Here is a 22,695-nt window from a genome sequence, read left to right as displayed (position 1 = left end):
TGCCGCTCCGGGGACCTGAGAGCGTATGGAATTTCGCTCGCGGTCGATACTCCAGTCGGTACTCATCGGCTATCTCGTGTTGCTCGTCGCGTCGATCCTCACCGGGAACCCGATCGTCTCCCGGGCCGCTGACTTCGGATTCGCGATCGTCTCAGCGGTCTTCGGGTACGTCGTCTACACGAGCCGCTCGGCGTCGGACGACGAGCGAATCGTCCGTCTGACCGCCGGCGCGTTCGTCATCGCTGCCGTCGCGCAGGTGCTCGGGTTGCTCCCTGGCTTTGGTACCGCCGCACTGGCGGCGACAGCGTTCTTCCTCGTCGGCTTCGTCGGGTACTTCTACCTGCGTCGCGGTTCCCGGCCGCAACAGCGCTGATCGCTCACGTCCGAGCGCTCCCCGAGTCGCAGCCGGGGTCAGTCAGCCTCGAGCGCTCGCAACCGTCTCGCCACAGCGTCCGGTGCACCGCCGGGCGCGTCGCGGACGCGGTGATCGGGGACGAACAGCGGGATCGGATTCTCCGCGAGGGCCCTTCGCGCCGTCTCGACGTCCCCAGTCTCGTCCGGGTCGAGTCCGGCCATTCGAGCCACCCGGTCGAGCGAGACAGTCTCGCCGTAGGGAACGTTGCGGACGGCGTCCAGCACGCGGCGCTGGTCGGTCGGGACCGTGAGCGCCACCTCGACGTCGTCGAAGTGGTCCGATTCGCCGTCGAGATACGCGAAAACGCGATCGAGCAGCGGATGGTCGGTCTCGGCGTCGGCCGGTAGCGACGCCGGAAACGACACGCCGACGACGCGGCCGCTCGCCACGCCGATTTCGACCGCTCGATCCAACAGCTCCGACTCGCGAGCGAAGATGCCGACGTCAGAGGCGTCCATACTCCGGCTTCCGCCGGATCGGACTTCAACCTTCTCAGCGCGCACGGTGTGTCACCGCTGCCTCCGATCTCGACGCGCAAGCCTTATGTGCAAAAGAGTCCGTTAATGAACATAGATGAACGCTAATGAGGGGGAACTTGCCCCCGCGGTGCGATCGATCCTCGCGGCGGCGCGCGAGCGACCCGGCGGCGAGACGCGGGTCGACGTCGACGCGCGCTCGTTCCCCGAGGCCGTCGCGGCGACCGAGGCGGCGGGTCGCGTGCCAGTCGTCGCGGAAGTGAAACCGACGAGTCCGACGACCGACGGCGAGCGGACCGACGACGCGGTCGATCTCGCCGAACAGATGGTCGCCGGCGGCGCGACCGCGCTGTCGGTGCTCACCGAACCCGAGCACTTCGGCGGGTCGGCGGAGAACCTGCGGCGGGTCCGAGAGGCGGTCGACGTCCCCGTCCTCAGGAAGGATTTCGTCGTCCGCGAAGCGCAACTCGACGCGGTCGAGTCCGATCTGATCCTGCTCATCGCGCGCTTTCTCGACGAGGCGGGGACCGACTCGCTGGCGACGCTGTACGAGGCCGCCCGCGAACGGGGCTTCCAACCGCTCGTCGAGGTCCACACGCGCGAGGAACTGGAGCGCGCGATCGACGTTGGTGCCGAAATCATCGGCGTCAACAACCGCGACTTAGGGAAACTGGAGGTCGATCTCGCGACCTTCGAGGAGATCGCTCCCGGCGTCCCCGACGACGTGACCCTCCTCGCCGAGAGCGGCGTCTCGACGGTCGAGGACGTCCGGCGGATGCGCGCGGCGGGCGCGGACGCGCTCCTGATCGGGACTGCGATTATGGACGGCGACGTCGAATCGAACACCGAACGACTGACGGCGGGGGCCGCAGACGGGAAACCACAGGCGGAACACGTCGATTCAACACGGTAACTCACCGACTCAACACGATAACACACCGACTCAACACGATGACACAGACATACGCGGACGGGAAATTCGGCGAGTACGGCGGACAGTACGTACCCGAGGCGTTGATGCCGGCGATCGAGGAGCTGACCGACGCCTACGAGCGATACGTACTGGAGAACGAAGACGGCTTTATGGACGACTTTCGGGCGCGACTCCGTGACTTCGGCGGGCGACCGACCCCGACGCAGTACGCCGAGCGACTCTCGGACCGGTACGGGACGGACGTCTACCTGAAGCGCGAAGACCTCGTCCACGGCGGCGCGCACAAGCTCAACAACGCGCTCGGGCAGGTGCTCTTGGCGAAATATATGGGCAAAGAGCGGATCGTCGCCGAGACGGGCGCGGGCCAGCACGGCACGGCGACCGCGATGGCGGCGGCGCACCTCGATATGCCCTGTGAGATATACATGGGCGAGACCGACATCAACCGCCAGCGTCCCAACGTCTTCCGGATGCGGCTCAACGGCTCCGAGGTAAATCCGGTGACGACCGGCCGCGGCACGCTGAAGGAGGCGATCTCGGAGACGATGCGCGACTGGGCGACGAACGTCGAGGACACCCACTACGTCATCGGCTCGGTCGTCGGGCCGCACCCGTTCCCGGCGATGGTGCGGGACTTCCAAGCGGTCATCTCCGAGGAGGCCCGCGAGCAGCTCCGCGAGAAGACGGGCGGTCTGCCCGATTCCGTTCTCGCGTGCGCGGGGGGCGGCTCGAACACGATGGGCGCGTTCGCGCACTTCGTCGACGACGCGGAACCTCGTTCCGCGGACGGGTCGAGCGGCGGCGAGCCGCGAGACGACGCGGGCGTCGACCTCTACGCCGTCGAAGCGGGCGGCTCCAGCCTGTCGGTCGACGAGGAGGCGGGCGTCGCACCGAACTCGGCGTCGCTGTCGACCGGGGGTGAGGGCGTCCTCCACGGCGCGCGCACCAAGATCCTCCAAGACGCCGACGGCCAGATTATGGAGAGCCACAGCGTCTCCGCCGGACTCGACTACGCGGGCGTCGGCCCCGAGCTCGCACAGCTCGTCGACGACGGCCGGGTAAACGCGGTCAACGTCGACGACGACGGCGCGTTGGAAGCGTTCCACCGGCTCTCACAGTTAGAGGGAATCATCCCCGCGCTGGAGTCGGCGCACGCGTTCGGCTACTTGGAGAACAACTACGAGGACCTCGGCGACGTCGTCCTCGTGAACGTCTCCGGGCGCGGCGACAAGGACCTCGAAACCGTGATCGAGGAGACCGAGAAGCGCGACATCGAGGCCGCACCGTCGCTCTCGGAGTTCTCGGGGGGGTTCTGAGATGGGCGACGCGAACGAGACGGCCGCGAACGGGACGGCTGCAAACCCGGAACTCGCCGAGGCCTTTGCCGATGGTCCGGCGTTCGTCCCCTACCTCGCTGCGGGCGATCCCGACTACGAGTCCTCGTTGAAATACGTCGAAGCGCTCGAACGCGGCGGTGCCGACGTGATCGAACTCGGGCTGCCCTTCTCGGAGCCGATCGCCGAGGGGCCGACGATCCAGAGCGCCGTCGTGCGGGCGCTGGAGGGCGGAATGACGCCCGAGCGGTTCTTCGAGTTCGTCGAGGACCTCGACGTCGACGTGCCGCTGGTCTGTATGACCTACTACAACCTCATCTACCAATTCGGCTCGGAGCCCGGCCCGCGTCCGTTCGTCGAGCGCGCCGCCGAGGTCGGCCTCTCGGGGTTCGTCGTCCCCGACCTCCCGGCCGAGGAGGCGGACCCGCTCCGCGAGGCCTGCGACGAGTTCGGCCTCGACCTCGTGTTCATCGTCGCGCCGACGACGCGCGGGGAGCGGCTGGAGCGGATTATGTCGCAGGTGTCGGGGTACGTCTACGTGCAGGCGCGCTTGGGCGTCACCGGCGCACAGGACGACGTGTCCGGGCAGACCGAAGCGAGTCTCGACCGCCTCGCCGACTACGACGTGCCGAAGGCGGTGGGCTTCGGGATCAAGACGGGCGAGCACGCCGAGCGAATCGTCGCCGGCGGCGCGGACGGGATCATCGTCGGGAGCGCGCTCGTCGACATCGTGGCCGAGGGAGCCGAGGCGGGCGAATCGGCGGACACCGTCGCCTCACGCCTCGAATCGAAGGCCCGGGAGCTGAAGGGGGGAGCGCTGCGCGGGTACGAACAACGTGTGCCCCAAGCGGAACGCACATAACCACCGATTGCCACAGGATAACACACGATGAACGCAGGACTCTCCGCGCGGCTCCGCCGCATCTCGACAGGGGGGCGATACCTCGTCGTCCCGATGGACCACGGCATCACACTCGGGCCCGTAACGGGGCTCGTCGACATCGAATCGACCGTCGACTCGATCACCCGCGGCGGCGCGGACGCCGTCCTCACGCAGAAGGGCGTCGCTCCGCGCGTGCACCCGAACAAGAACGACAAGGGCTACATCGTCCACCTCAACGGATCGACCTCGATCGGCCCCGACTCGAACGACAAGCGGCGGACGGGGACAGTAGAGGAGGCGCTGCGGGCGGGCGCGGACGCCGTCTCGTTCCACATCAACGTCGGCAGTGACCACGAGCCCGACCAGTTGACCGAGCTCGGCGATCTGACCGAGACCGCCCACCAATTCGGGGTTCCGGTGCTCGCGATGAGCTACGCGCGCGGTCCGGGCATCGACGAACACGACGCCGACAGCCTCGCTCACGCCGTCCGCATCGCCGAGGAACTCGGTGCGGACGTCGTCAAGACCGCCTACTCCGGCGACGCCGACTCCTTCGAGCGCGTCTGTGCGGCGACCCGCCTGCCGGTCGTCATCGCCGGCGGCAGCCGCGGCACCGACCGCGATACCGTCGAGATGGTCCGCGGCGCGATGGACGCCGGGGCCGCCGGCGTCTCGATGGGTCGATCGATCTTCCAGCACGAAGAGCCCGAGGCGATCACCCGCGCGGTCAGCGCCATCGTCCACGACGACGACGACGTCGACGCCGCGATCGGCACGGCGGGCCTCGGACTCGAAGCCTAACACTCCTCTTTGTCCCGAGCCCGCGCGCTTATGAGCGTGGCGGGCCAACCCGCGGATATGCCCACGACGCTCGAAGTACGCTGCACCGACGACGAGTGCGAGATGGATATGTTCGAGTTGCACTACACCTACGATATGCCCGAGGACGTCGGCGTCGCGGACTTCGTCTGCCCGTACTGCCGGGGGACGGAGAGTTTGGAGGCAATCGAGCTATGACCAAGCACGACCAGATCATCGCCCCCGAAGACGCCCCGCGCCGACTGAAGGAGCTCGGCGAGACGATCGCGAACAACGCACTCGAACGCGTCGGCCGCGGCGTCGCGCGGTTCCAAGAACGGACACCGCTGCCGTACGACTTACTGGAGAGCGACGAGGCGTTCCTCGTCGTCTTCGACGCGCCGGGCGTGCGCCAGAAGGACGTGCAGGTGCGTTTCGTCGACAACGAGGTACGCGTGATAGTCGATCGCTTCCGCGAGTTCCACGAGGGGTTCGAGATGCGATTTCCCGGCCGCGGGCTCTCCCTAGACGGCGCGGTGCCGCTTCCGGAGGGCGTCGCGGTCGACCCCGAACACGCTTCGGCGACGGTCACCGAGTCCGGAACGCTCGAAGTGGAGATCCCCAAGCGCGGCGACGACGAATAGGTAGCCGACGGGTAGGCAGCGATCGCCCCTTCACACCGGCAGTTCCGCGTCGGGGTCGACCACGCGGTCCGGCTCGTCGGGAACGGCCCAGTCGGTCGTCAGCTCGAGCAGTTGCAGCAGCATCACGCCCGTCGCGCCCCAGACGGTGTAGCCGTCGACGTGGAAGAAGTGGATCCGGCGCGCGCCGTAGGTCGGGTGCTCGCGCCGCTCGGACTCGTAGTTGTCGAGGTCCGTGAGTTCGGCCACCGAGAGCGCGACGACTTCTGCGACCTCGCGCTCGTCGGGATCGTACTCGCGGTCGGGGACGCGCGCGACGTACGGGCGAACGGCGTAATCGGTGACCGTTTGGATGTCATCGATGCGACCGATGACCCGCGCCTCATCGGCCCGCAGCCCGATCTCCTCGTCGGCCTCGCGGAGCGCCGTCGCGCACAGATCGGCGTCGACGGATTCTCGCGACCCGCCCGGAAAGCTCATCTGCCCCGGATGCTCGCCGAGGTGGTCGGCGCGGCGCGTAAAGAGGATATACGGCTCACCGCCCCGTTCGAGGATGGGCGCGAGAACCGCCGCCTGCTGGCCCGCACCGTCGACCGCGTTCGGTGCGTGGGTTGCCACCCGCGAGAGATCCATATTCGCGGAGACGTAGGACCTGAAGGGGCTTATACTGTGTGCTGAGGGTTCGTGAAGGATTCGAGAGCGCGGGAGTTCACGCCGAGAGAACGAGGAGTCACGCTTCGAGCGCGTCAGCCAGCCGAGATCGCACGTCGTCGACGGCGACCGCATCGGACCACACCGCCACGTCGTACGTCACGTCGAGGAGGTCCCGCATCGACGACTCGTCGCCCGCGTCGACGGCGCGTGCCGCCTCCGCTCTGAGTCGCTTCGCGACCGCGTCGGCCGCGGCCTCCCGGTCGACATCGCGCTCGGGGATATCGAGGATGTGCGGTAGGTCCTCGGCGTTCTCGGGCAGCGTCGGGAACGCCGTCGGACCGGGGGCGAGAAGCGTCTCGCCGTCGCGTTCGTACCTGACGAGCGCGTAGGCGTCGATCGCGTCCGCGATGGCCGCCGAGGACACCGACTCGTCGATTCCCCCGCCCTGCTTGAACGCCAGTTCGTCGAGCGCCCGCGCCGTCTCCTCGGGCGTGAGCGTGCCGAAGAGGCCGACGACGCCCGCCAGTTCGTCGGTCTGGAGTTCCGTCGTCATTCGCCGAAGCCCCCCGCGTCGGCGGCGGCGATGCCGCCGTGTCTCGTATTCGTCGCTTCGTCGACGTCGGCCGCGGCCGCGGCCGCGAGCGCGTCCGCCGAGAGCGGCGTCTCGTTCCACGCCGGCAGTCGATTGTCAGTCGGCGACGGCTTCGTGATCGCATCGGCGTACGCCGCCACCTGTGAGCGTTCGTGCTCCCGATCGAATTCGAGGTCGTTGAACGCCGCGTCCAGCGCGTACTGCTCGACGAGGGTCTCCGCCGCGTCCCGATAGCGCTCTCGGAGCGTCGCGAAGTCGACGTCGACGCCGTGTTCGAGGACGCCTCGTAGAAGCGTTTCACCGACGGAGCGGCTCATATCCGAGAGCCCCGTCGACCCGCCGACCGCGCGGTGGTCGTGTTCGTAGACGCCGAGGTCGACCTGTGCGGTGCCGTCGAAGCCGGCAACGTCGAACGCGTCGCCGAGCGTCCCGACTTCGAGCCCCCACTTCCGAGGCGGGCGGAGACGGCGGGCGGTCTCGGCCGTCGCCGCGAACTCCCCCGCGAGCGCGTATCGGAACGCGTCGAGGTATTTGAGGTACGGATCGGGGTTGGCGTCGACGAGCGCTCGGACCAGCGGGGCGTAGAAGAGTCGGAAGAGCCGCCCGTAGAGGCGGCCGTCCTCGACCCGGGCGTAGTAGCCCTTCGAGAAGTCGTAGCCGCGCGTGAGGGGAAACAGCAGCCGTCGAACGAACGACTCGTCGTACGTCACCGTGTCGGCGTCGTGAACGACCACGAACTCCTCGTCGGCCGCGCGACCGAGACCGAGCCACACGTCGCGACCCTTGCCGCGTTCGCCGTCGAGACCGACGTCAGACAGCAGCGACGCGACTCGCGATCCGTCACACCACAGCAGATCGAGGTCGAGGTCGAACCCGGAGAGCCACTCGTGGACGGGCCCGATACGGTCGGGAGTCGCACGAAGCGGAACGACGACCCGAGCGGGGTCGAGACCTTCCAGAACGCGGAACACCCGGGTTGCGGCGGGCGTCTCGAACTCGCGCTCGGCTACCGGCACGACGACCGCCGTCCGGTCGGTCGGCGCGGTCGGCAGCGGGTCGACGAGGTCGTGGAGCGTCGTCACCCGCGATTGCACGTACTCCATCGGGGTCCCCTCGGGACGGCACGAGCAAAAGCGCGGGGGTTCCGGCGGCCTCCCCCGGAACGTCGAACCGGGTCGAAAGCGGCGACGACCGCACCGGCGACGAACGTTTATGTACCAACCCGCGGCCAACGCCCCCGTGACGTGAGGATCACTCCGCGTCGGGCCGCGGTCTCACCGCGTTTGCAACTGTTGTTGCATCTGATCGAACGTCAGCGTGCGACCGATGGCTGCAGCCTTGCAAACGCGGTGAGGCTCGGCACGTCGACGCGGGGACGAGCGCGGTCAGACGTCCGGGCGACCGAAACGGGGCGCTGAGACGGGACGTCGCGGCCGCTGCGGGTGCCGACTGTACGCCATCGAGAACGGATCGAACCCGACCGAGGGACGACGGCCGGGCCCGTCACTGCGGGAGTCGACCGGCGCGCTGGAGCACGAGGAGTCCGGCGGCGACGACGAGGAGCCCGAGTGACAACTGGGTGAAAATGGCGTCGTACGCGAGTCCCGCCTCGCGGAGCGCCCCGACGGCCGACGAGCCCGTGGCTTGGATGACCATCATCCCGCCGGAGTACCACGCGTACGCGCTCGCTCGCGACTCGTCGGGGAGCGTATCGAGCAGGTAGGTGTCGACCGCCGGAAACAGGCTGTGGAGGACGTACCCGATCACCGCCGTAAGCGCGACGATACCGACGAGTCCGGAGGAGACCGTCAGCGCGAGCACACAGGCGGTGAAGGCCGTGATGATCGCGAGAATGTACGGGACGCGGGGAAGCGTATCCGCGAGCTTACCGGAGACGACGAAAGCGGGGACGCCAGCAGCGAAGATCACCGTCAAGAGATTCTTCGCCGTCGTCTCCGAGAGCCCCTTCGTGATCATATACAGTTCGTAGAAGTTGAACAGTCCCTGCCAGAGGAACCCCGTCGTGCCGACGACGACGACGCCGAGGAGGACGGCTCGCCACTCCGAACGGATTGCCGCGATCACGTCGCGGTCGGCCGACCCGGCGTCGGGGAGCGTCGTCGACCGGGCCACGAAGAACAGCAGCGTCGTCACGGCCGCGGCCGCGACCGCGATCGCGGCGAAGACGAACCGCCAGTCGACGAAGAGCGCGAGGACGAGCGTGACAAGCGGTGCGGCCGCGGCCGCGGCGATCTGACTCGTCATCCCGTGAATTCCGATCGCCCAGCCGACCCGCTCGGGATAGAGTTCGCTGACGAGCGGGTTGGCGGCGACGAAGTACGCGCCCGCGGCGAGTCCCATCAAGAGCGCGCCGACGGCGACCATCGCGACCGACGTCGCGCTGGCGATGAACACCGACGCGCCCGTGAGAACGCCGCCCGTGGCTAAGATCACGCGGTGACGCGGGACGCGGGTGAGAAGCCATCCCGTCGGAACGCGCGGGAGCGCACTGCCCAACCACGCGAGCGTCGCGATCAGCCCCGCCGTCCCCTCGCCGATCCGAAACACGGCGATGAACTCCCCGAGCAGCGGCGCGAAAATGACTCTCCCCAGATTGACGAGGAAGATCAGCAGACACAGCGTACCGAAGAGCCGTCGCCGGGACACGGGGATGCTTCGCCGTCGGGGGACTTCATCGTGACTGTTCAGGTGCCCGTCGCGCGCGTCTCGATCACGGACGGGGTGCGGGAGATACCGATCTTTTTACCCCGTGGGCACTAGGGGCCGAATATGAAGACGACGCGGAAGGGGCTTCGAGAGGGGGAGCTGGAGAAGGACACCTATGGCCGGTTGAACTGCAAGGACTGCGGCGAGTCGCTGAAGACGAAGAACGATCCCGACGAGGTCTACACGGTTCGACGCTGTGCCAACTGCGAGCGGGAGTGGAAAGAACTCCGCTAGCCGCCGAAAACAGACGATGAGGCACCGCTCAGACGGCACGTACTGATCAGACGACACGCACCGATCAGACGACACGCACCGGTCGTAAACACGCACCGCTATTCGAACACGCTATCGAACGCGCGCGCGCCGAGCGGTTCGAACGTCCCGGCGGCGACGTTCTCCGGCACGTGACGGGGGGAACTCGTGCCCACGAGCGCCGTCGTGACGCCCGGCGCGCTCCGCGCGAAATTGATCGCTCGTTGTGCGGCGGTGTCACCCGTCAACTCGGCGTCGACGGCCTCCGGAATCGACGACGCGAGATCACCCTGTGCGAGCGTTGCGCTCGCGACGACGTCGATTCCAGTGGCCTGCGCGTATTCGAGCGCGCTGACGTCTCTGTCTTCGGTCGGATGACGATGCGCGGAAACGGTGAACGCGTCGGCCATCGCAACGTTGAACGGGAGCTGAATCGCAGTGAGGCCGACGTCGTCGACGCCGACGGTTTCGGCCGCCGACTCGGCGCGGGCGACGACCTCGGGGAGCGACAGGTACGCGTCGTGGTCGCGCGGCACCCGGAACGCCTCCCACGTCGCGACGCCGTACCCGTCGATGTCGCCCGCGGCGCGACGTCGTTCGAGGCGCTCGAACGCCGCTTCGAGTGCATCGTAGACCGCGTCCCGGCCTCTCGCCAGCAGTTGCGTCTCGGGGTTGTGAACGTAGTAGCAGTCGACGGCGTCGACGCCGAGGTTCGACAGCGACCGGTCGAGCATCGCATCGAGGAAGCCGGGAGCGATCGCGTGGCTCCCGCGCGCGAGATCGATCGGATCGAGGATCCCGGTGTCGAGGAACCGCTCGCGTACGTACTCGGCGGGATCGTCCGGTCGAGAGCCGTCGAAGGGGACGAATCCGCCCTTCGTCGCGACGACCACCTCCTCGCGGTCGACGTCCGCGCGTCGGAGCGCGTCGCCGACGACGCGCTCGCTGCGCTGACAGCGGTAGTTGATCGCGGTATCGACGACGTTGACGCCCGAAGAAAGCGCCTCGGTGATACATTCACGGTAGCGCTCGTCGATCGCGTCGGTCGGCTCGCCGAGATACGTCCCGACGCCGACGCTGGAGGCGACGCCCGGGCCGAACCGCCGGAAGTACGTCCGCGCGAAGGCGTCGCCGAAGCGGTCGCGGTAGGCCCACGTCCCCTGACTCGTCGCCATAGCGGGCCGTACGGGATCGTCGGGTAAACCGGCGTCGGATCGGGGGCCGAACAGATGACCCGGCCGCCCTCACACGTCGCCCGACAGCGACTCGAAGAGCCGTTCGCGGAGGCCGTCCCGGGAGATCGTTCCGCCGAACTCGGTGTAGATCGCGCCGTCCGACAGCGAGACCTGCCCGCCGCCCATCCGCGCGTGGCCGCCACCGGAGCCGTCTCGGAGGTCTTCGAGCACCGCTTCGAGCGTGTGACCCATATGGACTCGGTCGTCGCGAGAGCGCCCCGAGAGATGAACGGTGCCGTTTCGTTCGCCGAGCACGACGACCGCGGTGACGCCCTCCAACTGGACGAGTTCGTCGGCGGCCTGCGGGATCGCGTCGGCGTTCGAGACCCGCCCGACGTCGCTGACGGCGAACGGCCCGCGGACGTCTCGTCCGGCGATCGCGCGGGCTTTGAGCTCTAAGACCTCCGTCGAGACCTCCGGGTTGGCGATCCGGTCCAGTTGATCCTCGTCGACGCCGGTGTACAGGTACCCCGCGGCGTCGAAGTCAGCGGCCGAACAGCCGGACGTGAGTCGCTTCGTGTCCGTCAGGATACCGTAGAGCAGTCCGGTCGCGACCCCCGACGGGACGGTGTAGGGCGCGTCGACCTCGCTGGCGTGCTTGGCCGGCGGGACCGGCTCGCCGTTCACGTCCTCGAAGTACTCGGCGACGATGCTCGACGCCGCCCCGTAGTCGGTTCGGACGTCGGTGAACGCCTCGCCGGTGCCGTCGCCGGGGTGGTGATCCACGACGGCGAACGGGAGCACGCTGTCGGAGCCGGCGAACCCGCGCGGGTGGTTGTGATCGACGAGCACGACGTGTTCGGCGGCGATGTCGCTCACGTGGTCGATCTGCTCGATATCGAGATCGAGCACGTTGTGGAACGCCCGGTTCTCTTGGTGGCGGATCTGCCCCGAATACTGGACCGAGGCGTCGGCTCCGGCCTGTTCGGCCAGACTCGCGAGCGCGACGCCGGTCGCCATCGCGTCGGGGTCGGGGTTGGGATGCAGCAGCACCGCGATCTCGTCGAGTCCCGCGACCGCCTCCAAGAACCGCGTTCCCATCGGTCTCTTGAACCGCCGGATCGCGTACAGCCCGACGGCGCTGGCGAACAGACCGACAACGAGAGCCAGCGCGAGCGCTGGATGCGCGAGGATGAGCGAGGAGATCGAGTCGACGAGCTCCGGGCCGGAGACCTGCGCGAGGCCGGAGCGTGAGAGACCCATACGTCCCGAGTTACGGTGCACCCCCAAGAAGATTCCCTCGAACTGTCGAGGGAATTGGACGAGGAGGAACCGAGAGCAGGGGCCCAATTGAACTGGGCGAGAACGCCCGATCGGGTTCGTCAGTTACCGCTCCGCTCTCAGATTTCGCCGGGATCGGCCCCCGAGCGGAACAACTCGACTGCCGCCCGATATCCCTCCCGATACGTCGGAAAACGCAGTTCGTACCCGAGTTCCCGCAGCCGATCGTTCGAGCAGCGTTTGCTCGTCCGGAGCCGACGCCGCGCGGCCGACGAGAGTTCGGGGTCCTCGAGACGTTCTTCGATCGTGCGTTTCGGCGGCGAGGAAACGTCGCACTCCTCGGCCAGCCAGTCGGCGAACGCCCACTTGTCAGCCGGCTCGTCGTCGGCGACGAGTACGACCTCCTCGCGCGCGACGTCGGCTTCGAGGAGGAAGGCGACCGCGCCGGCGGCGTCGTCGCGGTGGATCATATTCAGGTAGCCCTCGGTCACCGGTCCGTCGAGGTAGCGACCGAGTCGGTAGCGATCCGGGCCGTAGAGTCCGGCGAACCGCGCGACTGTGCCGTCGATTCCGGCGTCGCTCGCCTCTTCGAGCGCGACGCGTTCGGCCGTCGCGAGGACGCGGGTCTTCTCGGTCGTGGGTTCGATCGGCGTCTCCTCGTCGACGAAATCGCCGTCGTGATCCCCGTAAACGCCCGTCGAAGAGGTGTACACGAGACGGTCCGGGGGCAACTCGCGCGCGGCGTACTCCTCGACGACGTTCCGGAGCCCCTCGACGTAGACCCGGCGCGCGGCGTCGGCACCGCGACCGCCGGAGCTGGCCGCGAAGACGACCCAGTCGGCGTCGGGAAGGGCCGCGAGCGTGTCGGGCTCCGTCGCGTCCGTTTGCTGGGGGTCGAGCCCGGCGGCCGCGACGGCGTCGAGACCCGCGTTGGACCGGCGGACGCCGACCACCTCGTGTCCGGCTTCGCGGAGCTGTCGACCGAGTTCGAGGCCGACGTAGCCGCAGCCGACGATGACGACCCGAGCCATCAGCGGTCGTTCCGCTCGGCGAGGTACTGCTGGATCGCCGCGAGCTGTTCGAGCGTCATCGCCGTCCTGCCTTCGAGGGCCTGCTGGACCTCTTGGCCGGTGAGGTCGAGGTCGACGTTCGAGGCGATGGCGTCGACGTCGACGACGCCGGTGGTCATCGCCATCAGGAGGTGATCGCGGAGTTCGAGGACGATCGACTCCGCGTCGGGGCGGTCGTCGTCGAGCGCGAGAATCGACGCCGCGTCTTCGACGCGAAGTCGGGGGACGGGACCCCCAGCGACCGTTTCGATCGACTCGGGATCGACGTCGGTCTCGGCCGTCACGGCGTCGACGCCGAGATCCGTCACGACGGCTCTGAGTTGGGCTTCGTACGCCTCGCGTACCTCCGCGGGCGTCAGCGATGCGGGCTCTCCGGCCGCGTCGTACAACATACTCGTACTCGGGACGCTGCCGGCAAAACGGTTTCCGACGCGACGCGCGCCCCGAAATACGAGAGACGCCGAGTCAAGGAAGGATCTCGGCCCGACGAGGGAACCGCTTAAGTCGGTCACTACCTACCGAACGACTATGAACCGTGTGTCGCCCGCGAACCGGGAGGTGTGCCCGTGAGCGTCGGCCACCGCGTCACCTCCGATCACCAACTCGCGCGGCTCCTCCAAATCGGTATCGTCCTCGAGGAGGTCGTCGAGGCCCGGTCGTACCACCACTACCAGTCGCTCGACGACGCGCCGACGCTGGACCCGGAGATCGAATCGCTCTTAGAGCACGCCGCCGCGGAGTCAGCCGAACACCGCAAACGGCTCGAAACCCTCGTCGACGAACTCGACGCCGAGAGTATCCCGTTCGAGGAAATCGAGACGCTCGTCGAGGCGCAGTACGGCGGAACCGAGCCCGAGGACTTCGACGACATCCTCTACGATCAGCTGTGCAACGAAGAGACCGCATACAAGTTCTACGACGATCTCATCGGCGCGCTGCGAGCGTCGGATGAGGCGTTCGGAATCGATCGCGACCGCCTCATCGAGACGCTCGTCGAGATCCGCGAGGAGGAGGCCGACGGCGTCGAAGAGGTCACGAAACTGATGAACACCCGCCAATGAGACGAGACACGACGCGACACGGAGGACGGAGATGAACACGGCAGACCAGTACGTCAAGGAGATCTATCTCCTCCAGCAGATGGAGAACGGCCCCGCATCGACGGGCGCGCTGGCGGATCGACTGGACGTGAGTCCCGCGAGCGCCAACGAGATGATCGGCAAACTCGAAGCCCGAGGACTCGCCGAGCACGAGAAGTACAAGGGCGTCGCACTCACCGACGAGGGGATCGTTCAGGCCCGCGACGCGCTCCAGACGTACTGCATCATCGAGCGCTTCCTCGCGAACGTCCTGTCGGTCTCGGAGTTTCGCACGGAAGCGCGCGAGCTCGAACCGGTCATCGACGATCTGGTCGCAGAGCGACTCGACACCATCATCGACCGGAACGACGAGTGTCCGGACTGCTTCGACCCCGAGACCGACGCGTGCTGTCACCTCCAGCTTGCTTCCGAAAACCCCGAGACCGAACAGCGCGCCGATTAAACGAGCCTCGTCCACGTCGACGCCGAAGCCTATATCTTCAAGGCCCCTCCGAAACAGAGGCGCGTATGGATGGGACAGCGGCGATTAGCCGTCTCCTCGAATTCGCGGGAGTGGGACCTCGCGAATCAGTGGCCGCGGTCGACCGACCGACTCGATACCAGTGTCTGGGCTGTGAATCGATCTACGCCGTGCAGTACCACGTCTGTCCGGACTGTGGCGGCTTCTCGGTCGAACGACGCGCGGCCGACGGACTCGAACGCGCTGAACCGGGAACCGACGACGACGCCACCGCCGAGTGAGGTCGTCGCGAGCGGTCGGCGTCGCAACCCGATGGGTTTTCAAACACCGCGACGAGAGTAACGTATGCAGTCCCGTGGTGTAGTGGCCAATCATATGGGCCTTTGGAGCCTATGACGGCGGTTCGAATCCGCCCGGGACTATCTTCTCGCGAACGTAGGTGAGCGAGAGATATCCCTCGGAGTCGAGCCCAGAAGACGAGCGGATTCGAGCCTTCGCGGGCCAAATCTACACGGGACGAGAATAGGTTCCGGCTCCTCCAATCTCCGGCGTCAACGCGAAAACGGACGAGGAGCTACGCAGGCACGGATTCGGCGCTGACGTGATCCGTGGCGAGACTCACCAGCGCCGTGCCGAGGAACGACGCGGGGACGCCGATGAGAATCGGCGAGAGCGGCGGGAGGTTGCCGAACAGGAACAGCAGGATGTAGACGCCAGCGCCCGCAATCATCCCGCCAGTCATCCCGTGGCTCGTCACCGCGCGCCAGTGGAGCGCGAGGACGACGGGGCCGCTGAACGCCGAGATGATAGCACCCGCGGCGATGCCGGTGAGAATAGAGATGAGGGGGAGACCGGGCGTGACGGCGATCGCGACGGTGATCGCGCCGAGGACGAGGATCGACGCGGATCCGAGTCGAGTGACGCGCTTCTCGGGGGCGTCGGGATTGTAGATGTTCTTGTACACGTCGTGAGAGATCGCCGAACTCGCGGTGATGAGAAGCGAGTCAGTCGTCGACATCGCGGCGGCAAAGAGCGCGGCGACGGCGACGCCGCGGACGATCGGCGGGAAGAGGGCGTCCATAGCGACGAGGAAGGCCCGGTCGGGGTTGTCGAGTCCGCTTGGCGTCGCCGACGCGGCGACGAGGGCGATGATAATGGCGATGACGACCGATAGACCGGCGAGGATCGATGCCAGTAAGAGCGACCGTCGCCCCGACTCGTCGTTCTCGAAGGTGAAGACGCGGAGCATCGACTGAGGGTTACCCATCGAGAACCACGCCCACGTAAGCGCGAGTCCGAGGACAGAGGGAGCGGTCCACGCGGATGTCGCCATCGCGGAGTTCGCTTCCAGTCCCTCTTGGAGGAGTCCGATCGGCCCGCCGCTGCTGACGATGGCGGCAACGGCGAGCATCCCCGGGAGGAGAATCATAAGGACGCCTTGGATGATGTCCGTCCACGTGATCGCCCACATCCCGCCGAAAGCGCCGTAGAGGACGATGATAATGCCGGTGAGAACGATCGCCTGCGTCGTGGTAATGCCGAGGACGCGCTGTCCGAGCAGTCCGGTCGCGACGAACTGCGGAATCACGTACGCCGTCATAAAGACGGCTGTCAGAACCGAGTAGACGGCAACTGTCGAATCGAGTCCGCCGCGGCGCTTGAAGAAGTCGCCGAGCGTGAAGTACTTCCCGCGGATCATCGGATTGAGGATGACGTATCCCAAGATGGGGAACTGCAGGGAGAATCCGAGGGCGACCATCGCCATTACCGGGATCCCGAGCGCGTAGGTGAGTCCGGCCGCACCCAGCACCGTACTCGTGCTCCCGATGACCGCGAAGATGGCGAACGCACCGCCGAACTTCCCCAAGAAGCGGTCGGCTACCCAGAACATCGCCTCCGACTCGCGAGCGCGCTGTGAGATGTACGCTCCGATCGCAAGCATTCCCAGCATATAGGCCAGGACCACGGAGAATTCGAGCCAACGGACCACTGTCACGCACCTCCGCCGAGTCGGGCTTCGGAGTTGCGGATGAAGTACCAGAACTGAAGCCACACGATCGGAAGCGCCAGTAGCATCGCCCACACCGATACCGAGAGGCCGGCGAACTCCGCGCCGCCTCTGCTGACGTACCAGAAGCCGAAAATGGCCAGGACGATCGCGTGAACAACCAAGAAGTTGATCAAGCCGAACTTCGAGACACGGACGTCCTCCATCGCCGCGAATCGATCGGTAGTGTCATCTGCTGTCATAGTCGGTGGAAATTTCATAGAACACGCATAAAAATGCGCATTCGCCCGCTATAATGCCGGTAACTATGACGAAATACTGTCAAATATTGATTAGTTATCGAGCCACCGTCGCCACTTCCGCTTCGTCCGCCAGCGGGCGATCGGTGCCAGTCGGAATCGAGGATGGTGTCCGACGGCCGCGGGGTCCTTCGGGAGCGACTCGGCGGTCCGCGCGAAGACGTCGCGGATGTGTCGTTCGACGTCGGGATCCTCGTACCGCACTTTCACCACGCAGACGTTCCCGAGCGACTCCTCTCCACCGGTCCGAAACGAGGAGAAAAATCGAAGCATCGGGTCGCCCGAGGCGAAGAACACGGTGATCGTGGCCTCCCCATCGGGGGTGTCGACGGCGTAGATCACCGACGGCTCCTGTCCGAGCATAAACGATCCGTCCCCCTCGCTTCGTCGGTGGGCATACTCCGTCGCTTGCAAGGCGTTCGAGAGGTGCGTCTCGAACACAGACTGGCTCACGCCGCAGAAGGCACTCCACGTCTTGGCGGAGGAGAGGAGGCTCATCACGCAACCACCACCGCCGCGCGCCGCCAGCTACCCGTTCCGCTCATACTAGATACTGAACCGATCAGGACAAAGACGTGTCGTTGCCGCGAGGCGGGACTCCGATACTGCACCGGAGGGCAAGAGTCGTTATCCACGGCGTCGAATGGGAGCTATGACCGAGCGAGTGCGACTCGACGGGATCCGACTCGATCACGTGCTGTACGCCGGTCGGGACCTCGATCGGCTCGAAGCGATCTTCGAGTCGGTCGAACTGCCCCCCGACTACGGCGGCGTTCACGGGAACCGCGTCACCCACAACGCCGTCGTCGGATTCGACGACGGCTCGTATGCCGAACTGTTGGCCCTCTACGATGCCGAACGGGAGTCGCCGCGCCGAAACGCGTACCTCCGGTCGAACGTCGGACCCTGCGGCTGGGCGCTGGAGACCGCCGACGCCGAGGAGGCCGCCGACCGGTTCAGGGGTCGTGGCGTGACGGTCGAGGGGCCGGTCAGTCTCGGTCGCGAGCGACCGGACGGGACGAGGACGGAGTGGAACCTCGTCTACCTCGGGACGGGCGAACCCGGCGCGGCGCTCCCGTTTCTCATCGAGGACGTGACGCCGCGCTCGACTCGCATCCAACCGACGGAAGGCATCACCGGCACCGAACTCACGGGCATCGATCGCGTCATCGTCGGTTCCGCCGACCCGTCGGGAGCGATCTCGACTTTCAGGCGAGCGTTCGCGCTTCCTGAGCCCGTCCGCGAGCGTTCCGAAGCGTTAGAGGCGACGGTCGCGGTGTTCCCCGAAACACCGCTGGTGATCGCGACGGCCGAAACCGGCTGGCTTTCCGAGCGAACCCGTCGTTTCGGCGACCTCGTGTGTGCGTTTCTCATCGGGACGACCGACTTCGACGCGAGCGTCGATCGGTGTGGGATCGCCGAGACGGAGGTGTGGCGGGACCAGCGCGTCGGCTGGTTCCCGGTCGCCGACGACATCGGCGGGCGCTTCGGAATCGTCGAGGTTGATGGTTAGAGCAGTTCCAAGTGGCCGCTGACAGGATCGCCGCCCCGCATCACGAGCTCGATGGCGTCCGTCCGCCGCAGGACGCGAACGTCGTCGGTGGGGTCGCCGTCGACGACGAGGAGGTCGGCCTCCTTTCCGGGTTCGAGCGTCCCGACGGTATCTTCGATGCCGAGCGCGCGCGCGGTGTCGCGCGTGGCGGCGGTGATCGCCTGCAGCGGTGACATCCCCGCCTCGACGAACTCGACGAGTTCCTGCGCGTTCTCGCCGTGGTAGGCCTGCGGACCGCCCATATCGGTCCCGCAGGCGACCGTAACGCCCGCGTCCAGCGCAGCCTGCACCGACTTCACGTGATCTTCGCGGCTCTCTTTCGCGTTCAGTGCAGCCTCCTCCGGGACGCCTGATCCGAGCCCGTCAGCCATACATCGATAAACCGTGAGCGTCGGGATCAGCGGCACGTCGTTCTCGGCGAGCAGATCGAGGACTTCGGTGTCGCGATGGAAGAAGATCCCGTGCTCGACCGTGTCGCCGTGCTCGCCGGACAGCCCCTGTTGCATCGCTCGTCGACAGGGGTCCGGGGTCATACAGTGGGCGGCCACGGGCTTGTTCGCCGCGTGGCTCTCGTCGTAGAGCGCGGCGATCTCCTCGTCGGTGAACTCCCGCGTATCGAGCTTCTCGGCGGCGTCCGAGGCACCGCCCGTCAGAAACGTCTTGACGTTGTCGACGTGACGTTCGAGGCGCTCGCGGACGGCGACGCGAATGCCATCGGTTCCGTCCGCCGGTTCGGAGATACTGCCGGCCGGGAGGGTGAGCCACGGCGGTTCGTAGTTCCCGTGACCGCCCGTCTGACAGATCCCCGGCCCGCTCGCGAGCACCCGAGGGCCGACCAGATCGCCGCGAGCGATGGACTCGCGGACGTCGACGTCGATGTAGCTTGTCGCACCGACGTCTCGGACGGTCGTGAATCCGGCCTGAACGCATCGCTGCGCAGCGTCGGCGGCGCGCAGCGCGTGTTCGGCCGGCGACATATCCGCCCACTCCAAGTGGAACGGGAGCGTCTCCGGCAGCGTGAGGTGGAGATGCGCGTCGATGAGCCCCGGCATAATGGTCCGTCCGCCCAAGGAGACGGTTCGATCGGCATCCGGGGAGATCCCCTCACTCGGGCCCGAGGCCGTGATTTCGCCGCCCTCGACGACGACCGTCGCGTCGGTGACCGGGTCGTCTCCGGTCCCATCGACGAGTCGAGCGTCGGTGAATGCTATCGAGTCAGACACGGGTCATCACGAGGCGTGTGCGATCCATACCCGCGATGGGACGCGCGAGGTCAAGAAGGCTACGTCAGGAGACATCCATAAACCCAGCGGCGTTGGTCTCGTCCCCATCGAAGCGGTCGGGATCGTACGGTGCGAGGCTGATCTCGCCCCACGATCCGGTGTCGAGATAGCCCGCGAGTATCTCGCCGATGGCTGGCGCGAGTATAAGTCCGTGTCCGTTGCACCCGGCAGCGACGTAGAACCCGTTGACACCGTCTACCTCGCCGACGAGCGGATTGCCGTCCGGGGTGAGTCCCTTTAGGCCGGCCCACCCATCGATGACCGACAGGTCGGTGGTTCCAAGCCGCTTCCGAGCGAAATCGACAGTCTGGTCGACGAAAGCATCGTCGTAGTCCGTGTCGTAGGAATCGGGATCTGCCGTGTCGTCGTCGTCGACGTTCGCGCCGCCGAACATCGTCGCCCCGGGGCCGTCGGCCGGTCGGAAGTACCTCCGTTCGTGAATATCGACGACGAACGGGGCGTCCGTGGGGACGTGCGCCTCCTCGGTGAACAACAGTTGGATTCGCGACGGCGTGATCGGGAGCGAGACGTCGACGGTCGCCGCGACAGTCGGGGCCCAGACGCCGGCGGCATCGACGACGACGTCGCAGTCGTACGTCCCCTGCTCGGTTTCGATTCCAGTCACTGCACCGTCGGATACGCGAACGTCGGTCACCGGTTCGCCCTCGGAGATCTGTGCGCCCATCGCGGCTGCGCGGTCCCCGAGCCAATCCGTGACCGCGGCCGGATCGACGAGGCAGTCCGTCGGACAGTACTTACCGAGGACGAGATCGTCAGTGACGAGGTCGGGTACGAAGCGCTCGCACTCTTCGGGGTCGAGGAGTTCCACGTCGAGCCCGAGGTCGCGCTGCCGTTCCGCGTCGGTCTCGAACCCCGTTGCTTCCGACTCCGTACGGGCGAGAAAGAGATAGCCGTTCTCTCGGATTTCCACGGAATCGCTCTCGGCGGCATACTCGCCCAAGTGCTCCCGACTCTTCATCGCGAGCCTGATTTTCCGCTCGCTCCCGAACTGCTGTCGGATCCCGCCCGCCGAGCGGACGGTCGATCCACCACCCAGACGGTCGGCCTCGAACAGTCCCACGCTGATCCCTCTCTCGGCGAGAAAATACGCGAGGTTCACGCCGATCGCGCCGCCACCGACGATTCCGACCTCGAAATGAGGGCTCCCCATAGTCGGATTACGAACTATCGATAAAATATTCTGTCGACTAACGCTAAACTATCTCCCGGACGACGGCCCTCGGACGACGAGATTCGAACATTCGACGTCGAACGCGACTAGGAACTATCGCTGCGAAGGATCGATCAGTCAGATGATGAGGGCTGTCGCTCGACTTCGAGTCGCTGACAACCGTTGACGAGCGGAGTAGGCAACTGCTCCGCATACTCGAACAGCGCCTCGAACAGGACGCCGATTTCCTCGAACTGTGGGCCGTGAGTCGCGGTTAGTGGATCCTTCTCCCACTCGATGAACCCCATCTCCGCCATCAGCGGAAGGTGCTGATGACAGAGTGAAATTCGTAGCGAATCACGGTCGGTGGCGGTGTTCGGGTTGACGGCCGCCTCGGGAAGCGACACGGACTCGCCCGGTGCGATGTCCAATAGCGAAGTGATCACCTGTCGTCGAGGTTCCGCAGAGACGCACCTGAAGATGCAGTTCCACCGTTCGACGACATTCGAACCGTACTCTCTCGGGGATCGAGTCATAGTCTTGCTAATGTTTTTGCAGCTACATAACTATGGGCCACGTTATTTGTAGATCATTACGAATTACTACGCTCTGCTGAAGTCCCGTTCCTCGACTGTACGAGAACTCGTCGACCTCTGACCTCAGTGATAATTTCAATAAAACTAATGTTAAAATAGTGAAAAATATTGTGGAATTATCTGTGTTGAGAATTGAACACAAGGATACTTATAACAAATTTCGCACGTCATACGTAGGTTGAAGATCGGTAGACTGCTGCGGAATCACCCGCAGAGATCTCGGCGACAGACTCACTCTCGAGTTACGGCACACGAGCGAAAGCGGTGTGACGGTCCAAACGTCCCGTTCAGACGAAGCGATCAGCTCGAACGGTCACTTGCTTTCGATGCTGCGCACGATAGTTCGATCCGCGAACTGCTGATTTTCTACCACTTGCTCTATGATAGACGATACAACCCACGTCCGAGCGGTCTCTCTCGTAGTACTTCTCCTACTCAGCCTTCTCGCGGGCACAGGAGTAACGCCTGTCGTGGCGACACAGGGGTCGATCTCTTTTGATGCATCAACGTATGAAGAGGAAGACACGGTTACGGTCACCGTCGATGACGATGATCTAGCGACGAGCGAGGACTACGTCGTCAATATTGAGTCGGATACGGAGTCACAATTATCTGTCTTTGGAGAACGTCCAGGCACCTCAACTACGTACACTACAAACACGAGTGTTGCCGATGAAGATTCAGATAATCGAATTACAGAATCAGATATTGAATACAGAGATAGTGACGGAGGGGACAACAAAATAGAAAGTTTACAACGAAATGAGAATGGGACAGTTACGATAATATTCGAAAATCCACCCGCATCGAAAGATGCACTGTATTATACGAGAGGAGAAACTGTTTTATTAACACACAATTCTGGTTCAATATTTACAGGCACAAAGCAAATCAGCGGTAACGATAAGATAGGGAGATTACAAGTCGCGGATGGAGACACAGTTATTTCAGAGTATTTTGATCAGAGTTCAAACTCAATAAGAACGGAATCTGC

Annotated in this window: 27 protein-coding genes and 1 tRNA gene; 13 read left to right on the top strand and 15 right to left on the bottom strand. The window is 65.6% G+C overall.

All coding sequences use genetic code 11. From position 1 onward, the window contains the following. Nucleotides 1-25 precede the first annotated feature (25 nt). Nucleotides 26-373: a hypothetical protein gene (locus U5919_RS02705; protein WP_336021974.1), complete on the top strand. Its 348-nt coding sequence runs from the start codon at nucleotides 26-28 to the stop codon at nucleotides 371-373. Nucleotides 374-411: 38 nt separating this feature from the next. Here the strand turns inward: U5919_RS02705 and U5919_RS02700 are convergent, their stop codons facing one another. Further along, nucleotides 412-873 (bottom strand): MGMT family protein, encoded by a 462-nt coding sequence (locus tag U5919_RS02700; protein ID WP_336021973.1) that lies wholly within the window; start codon nucleotides 871-873, stop codon nucleotides 412-414. Between the two features lie 115 nt (nucleotides 874-988). On the opposite strand from U5919_RS02700, the gene trpC reads away from it, so the two are divergent. From trpC to U5919_RS02670, 6 genes are read left to right on the top strand one after another with little or no spacing between them, the layout of a single operon-like run. Beyond that, nucleotides 989-1,804 carry an indole-3-glycerol phosphate synthase gene (gene trpC, locus U5919_RS02695; RefSeq protein ID WP_336021972.1) on the top strand — a complete coding sequence of 272 codons (816 nt, stop codon included), beginning with the start codon at nucleotides 989-991 and terminating at the stop codon, nucleotides 1,802-1,804. 38 nt (nucleotides 1,805-1,842) lie between these two features. After that, the gene (gene trpB / locus U5919_RS02690) at nucleotides 1,843-3,141 is read left to right on the top strand and encodes a tryptophan synthase subunit beta (RefSeq protein WP_336021971.1); all 1,299 of its coding nucleotides are present in this window, start codon (nucleotides 1,843-1,845) and stop codon (nucleotides 3,139-3,141) included. Nucleotide 3,142: 1 nt separating this feature from the next. Then, on the top strand, nucleotides 3,143-4,021 hold the full coding sequence (gene trpA / locus U5919_RS02685; RefSeq protein WP_336021970.1) for a tryptophan synthase subunit alpha: 879 nt from the start codon (nucleotides 3,143-3,145) through the stop codon (nucleotides 4,019-4,021). Between the two features lie 27 nt (nucleotides 4,022-4,048). Beyond that, nucleotides 4,049-4,843, top strand: coding sequence for a 2-amino-3,7-dideoxy-D-threo-hept-6-ulosonate synthase (locus tag U5919_RS02680; RefSeq protein WP_336021969.1), 795 nt, complete (start codon nucleotides 4,049-4,051; stop codon nucleotides 4,841-4,843). A 57-nt stretch (nucleotides 4,844-4,900) separates the two neighbouring features. After that, nucleotides 4,901-5,059 carry a DUF7559 family protein gene (locus U5919_RS02675; RefSeq protein WP_336021968.1) on the top strand — a complete coding sequence of 53 codons (159 nt, stop codon included), beginning with the start codon at nucleotides 4,901-4,903 and terminating at the stop codon, nucleotides 5,057-5,059. Continuing rightward, a complete protein-coding gene (locus U5919_RS02670) occupies nucleotides 5,056-5,484 on the top strand; it encodes an Hsp20/alpha crystallin family protein (protein WP_336021967.1) in 429 nt (142 codons plus the stop codon). Before U5919_RS02675 ends, U5919_RS02670 begins: the two co-directional genes overlap by 4 nt. Nucleotides 5,485-5,514: 30 nt before the next feature. On the opposite strand, the gene U5919_RS02665 is transcribed toward U5919_RS02670, so the two are convergent. The 4 genes from U5919_RS02665 to U5919_RS02650 all read right to left on the bottom strand — a co-directional run bounded on the left by U5919_RS02665 (nucleotide 5,515) and on the right by U5919_RS02650 (nucleotide 9,358). Further along, nucleotides 5,515-6,114 (bottom strand): NUDIX hydrolase, encoded by a 600-nt coding sequence (locus tag U5919_RS02665; RefSeq protein ID WP_336021966.1) that lies wholly within the window; start codon nucleotides 6,112-6,114, stop codon nucleotides 5,515-5,517. Nucleotides 6,115-6,211: 97 nt separating this feature from the next. Further along, entirely contained in the window at nucleotides 6,212-6,688 is a 477-nt protein-coding gene (locus tag U5919_RS02660) for a DUF7109 family protein (protein ID WP_336021965.1), read from the bottom strand. Then, nucleotides 6,685-7,830, bottom strand: a complete 1,146-nt coding sequence (locus tag U5919_RS02655; RefSeq protein ID WP_336021964.1) for a glycosyltransferase family protein — start codon at nucleotides 7,828-7,830, stop codon at nucleotides 6,685-6,687. Before U5919_RS02655 ends, U5919_RS02660 begins: the two co-directional genes overlap by 4 nt. A gap of 400 nt (nucleotides 7,831-8,230) precedes the next feature. Continuing rightward, nucleotides 8,231-9,358 (bottom strand): MFS transporter, encoded by a 1,128-nt coding sequence (locus tag U5919_RS02650; protein WP_336023853.1) that lies wholly within the window; start codon nucleotides 9,356-9,358, stop codon nucleotides 8,231-8,233. A 159-nt stretch (nucleotides 9,359-9,517) separates the two neighbouring features. Between U5919_RS02650 and U5919_RS02645 the strand changes: the two genes are divergently transcribed. Continuing rightward, nucleotides 9,518-9,688, top strand: a complete 171-nt coding sequence (locus tag U5919_RS02645) for an HVO_0758 family zinc finger protein (protein ID WP_336021963.1) — start codon at nucleotides 9,518-9,520, stop codon at nucleotides 9,686-9,688. A gap of 98 nt (nucleotides 9,689-9,786) precedes the next feature. Here U5919_RS02645 and U5919_RS02640 read toward each other — a convergent pair whose 3' ends face one another. The 4 genes from U5919_RS02640 to U5919_RS02625 form a co-directional block, all read right to left on the bottom strand. Then, complete coding sequence (locus U5919_RS02640; RefSeq protein ID WP_336021962.1) at nucleotides 9,787-10,881, bottom strand: aldo/keto reductase; 1,095 nt, start codon at nucleotides 10,879-10,881, stop codon at nucleotides 9,787-9,789. 69 nt (nucleotides 10,882-10,950) lie between these two features. Next, on the bottom strand, nucleotides 10,951-12,144 hold the full coding sequence (locus tag U5919_RS02635) for a DHH family phosphoesterase (protein ID WP_336021961.1): 1,194 nt from the start codon (nucleotides 12,142-12,144) through the stop codon (nucleotides 10,951-10,953). Between the two features lie 137 nt (nucleotides 12,145-12,281). Beyond that, nucleotides 12,282-13,193: an SDR family oxidoreductase gene (locus tag U5919_RS02630; protein ID WP_336021960.1), complete on the bottom strand. Its 912-nt coding sequence runs from the start codon at nucleotides 13,191-13,193 to the stop codon at nucleotides 12,282-12,284. Beyond that, nucleotides 13,193-13,624, bottom strand: a complete 432-nt coding sequence (locus U5919_RS02625) for a DUF5791 family protein (RefSeq protein ID WP_336021959.1) — start codon at nucleotides 13,622-13,624, stop codon at nucleotides 13,193-13,195. Before U5919_RS02625 ends, U5919_RS02630 begins: the two co-directional genes overlap by 1 nt. Before the next feature lie 174 nt (nucleotides 13,625-13,798). Here U5919_RS02625 and U5919_RS02620 point away from each other — a divergent pair, with 174 nt between their 5' ends. The 4 genes from U5919_RS02620 to U5919_RS02605 all read left to right on the top strand — a co-directional run bounded on the left by U5919_RS02620 (nucleotide 13,799) and on the right by U5919_RS02605 (nucleotide 15,214). Next, the gene (locus U5919_RS02620; protein ID WP_336021958.1) at nucleotides 13,799-14,293 is read left to right on the top strand and encodes a ferritin-like domain-containing protein; all 495 of its coding nucleotides are present in this window, start codon (nucleotides 13,799-13,801) and stop codon (nucleotides 14,291-14,293) included. 31 nt (nucleotides 14,294-14,324) lie between these two features. Further along, the gene (locus U5919_RS02615; RefSeq protein WP_336021957.1) at nucleotides 14,325-14,774 is read left to right on the top strand and encodes a metal-dependent transcriptional regulator; all 450 of its coding nucleotides are present in this window, start codon (nucleotides 14,325-14,327) and stop codon (nucleotides 14,772-14,774) included. A gap of 65 nt (nucleotides 14,775-14,839) precedes the next feature. Beyond that, nucleotides 14,840-15,073, top strand: coding sequence for a hypothetical protein (locus U5919_RS02610; RefSeq protein WP_336021956.1), 234 nt, complete (start codon nucleotides 14,840-14,842; stop codon nucleotides 15,071-15,073). A 68-nt stretch (nucleotides 15,074-15,141) separates the two neighbouring features. After that, nucleotides 15,142-15,214, top strand: a tRNA-Gln gene (locus tag U5919_RS02605). 152 nt (nucleotides 15,215-15,366) lie between these two features. On the opposite strand, the gene U5919_RS02600 is transcribed toward U5919_RS02605, so the two are convergent. The 3 genes from U5919_RS02600 to U5919_RS02590 all read right to left on the bottom strand — a co-directional run bounded on the left by U5919_RS02600 (nucleotide 15,367) and on the right by U5919_RS02590 (nucleotide 17,597). Next, nucleotides 15,367-16,782 (bottom strand): sodium:solute symporter family protein, encoded by a 1,416-nt coding sequence (locus U5919_RS02600; protein ID WP_336021955.1) that lies wholly within the window; start codon nucleotides 16,780-16,782, stop codon nucleotides 15,367-15,369. Between the two features lie 2 nt (nucleotides 16,783-16,784). Next, on the bottom strand, nucleotides 16,785-17,042 hold the full coding sequence (locus U5919_RS02595; RefSeq protein ID WP_336021954.1) for a hypothetical protein: 258 nt from the start codon (nucleotides 17,040-17,042) through the stop codon (nucleotides 16,785-16,787). Between the two features lie 90 nt (nucleotides 17,043-17,132). Beyond that, on the bottom strand, nucleotides 17,133-17,597 hold the full coding sequence (locus tag U5919_RS02590; protein ID WP_336021953.1) for a hypothetical protein: 465 nt from the start codon (nucleotides 17,595-17,597) through the stop codon (nucleotides 17,133-17,135). Nucleotides 17,598-17,751: 154 nt separating this feature from the next. Here U5919_RS02590 and U5919_RS02585 point away from each other — a divergent pair, with 154 nt between their 5' ends. Continuing rightward, entirely contained in the window at nucleotides 17,752-18,612 is an 861-nt protein-coding gene (locus U5919_RS02585) for a VOC family protein (protein ID WP_336021952.1), read from the top strand. On the opposite strand, the gene U5919_RS02580 is transcribed toward U5919_RS02585, so the two are convergent. The 3 genes from U5919_RS02580 to U5919_RS02570 form a co-directional block, all read right to left on the bottom strand. Further along, nucleotides 18,609-19,874 (bottom strand): metal-dependent hydrolase family protein, encoded by a 1,266-nt coding sequence (locus U5919_RS02580; RefSeq protein ID WP_336021951.1) that lies wholly within the window; start codon nucleotides 19,872-19,874, stop codon nucleotides 18,609-18,611. The genes U5919_RS02585 and U5919_RS02580 overlap by 4 nt on opposite strands. Nucleotides 19,875-19,938: 64 nt before the next feature. Next, entirely contained in the window at nucleotides 19,939-21,105 is a 1,167-nt protein-coding gene (locus U5919_RS02575; protein ID WP_336021949.1) for an NAD(P)/FAD-dependent oxidoreductase, read from the bottom strand. Between the two features lie 134 nt (nucleotides 21,106-21,239). Next, nucleotides 21,240-21,551, bottom strand: coding sequence for a DUF7344 domain-containing protein (locus U5919_RS02570; RefSeq protein ID WP_336021948.1), 312 nt, complete (start codon nucleotides 21,549-21,551; stop codon nucleotides 21,240-21,242). Between the last annotated feature and the right edge of the window lie 1,144 nt (nucleotides 21,552-22,695).

This window comes from Halobellus sp. LT62 (genome assembly GCF_037031285.1).
GTDB lineage: Archaea > Halobacteriota > Halobacteria > Halobacteriales > Haloferacaceae > Haloquadratum > Haloquadratum salinisoli.
Note: the sequence above shows the minus strand (reverse complement) of the source record. Positions and strands in the feature narration are given on the sequence as shown.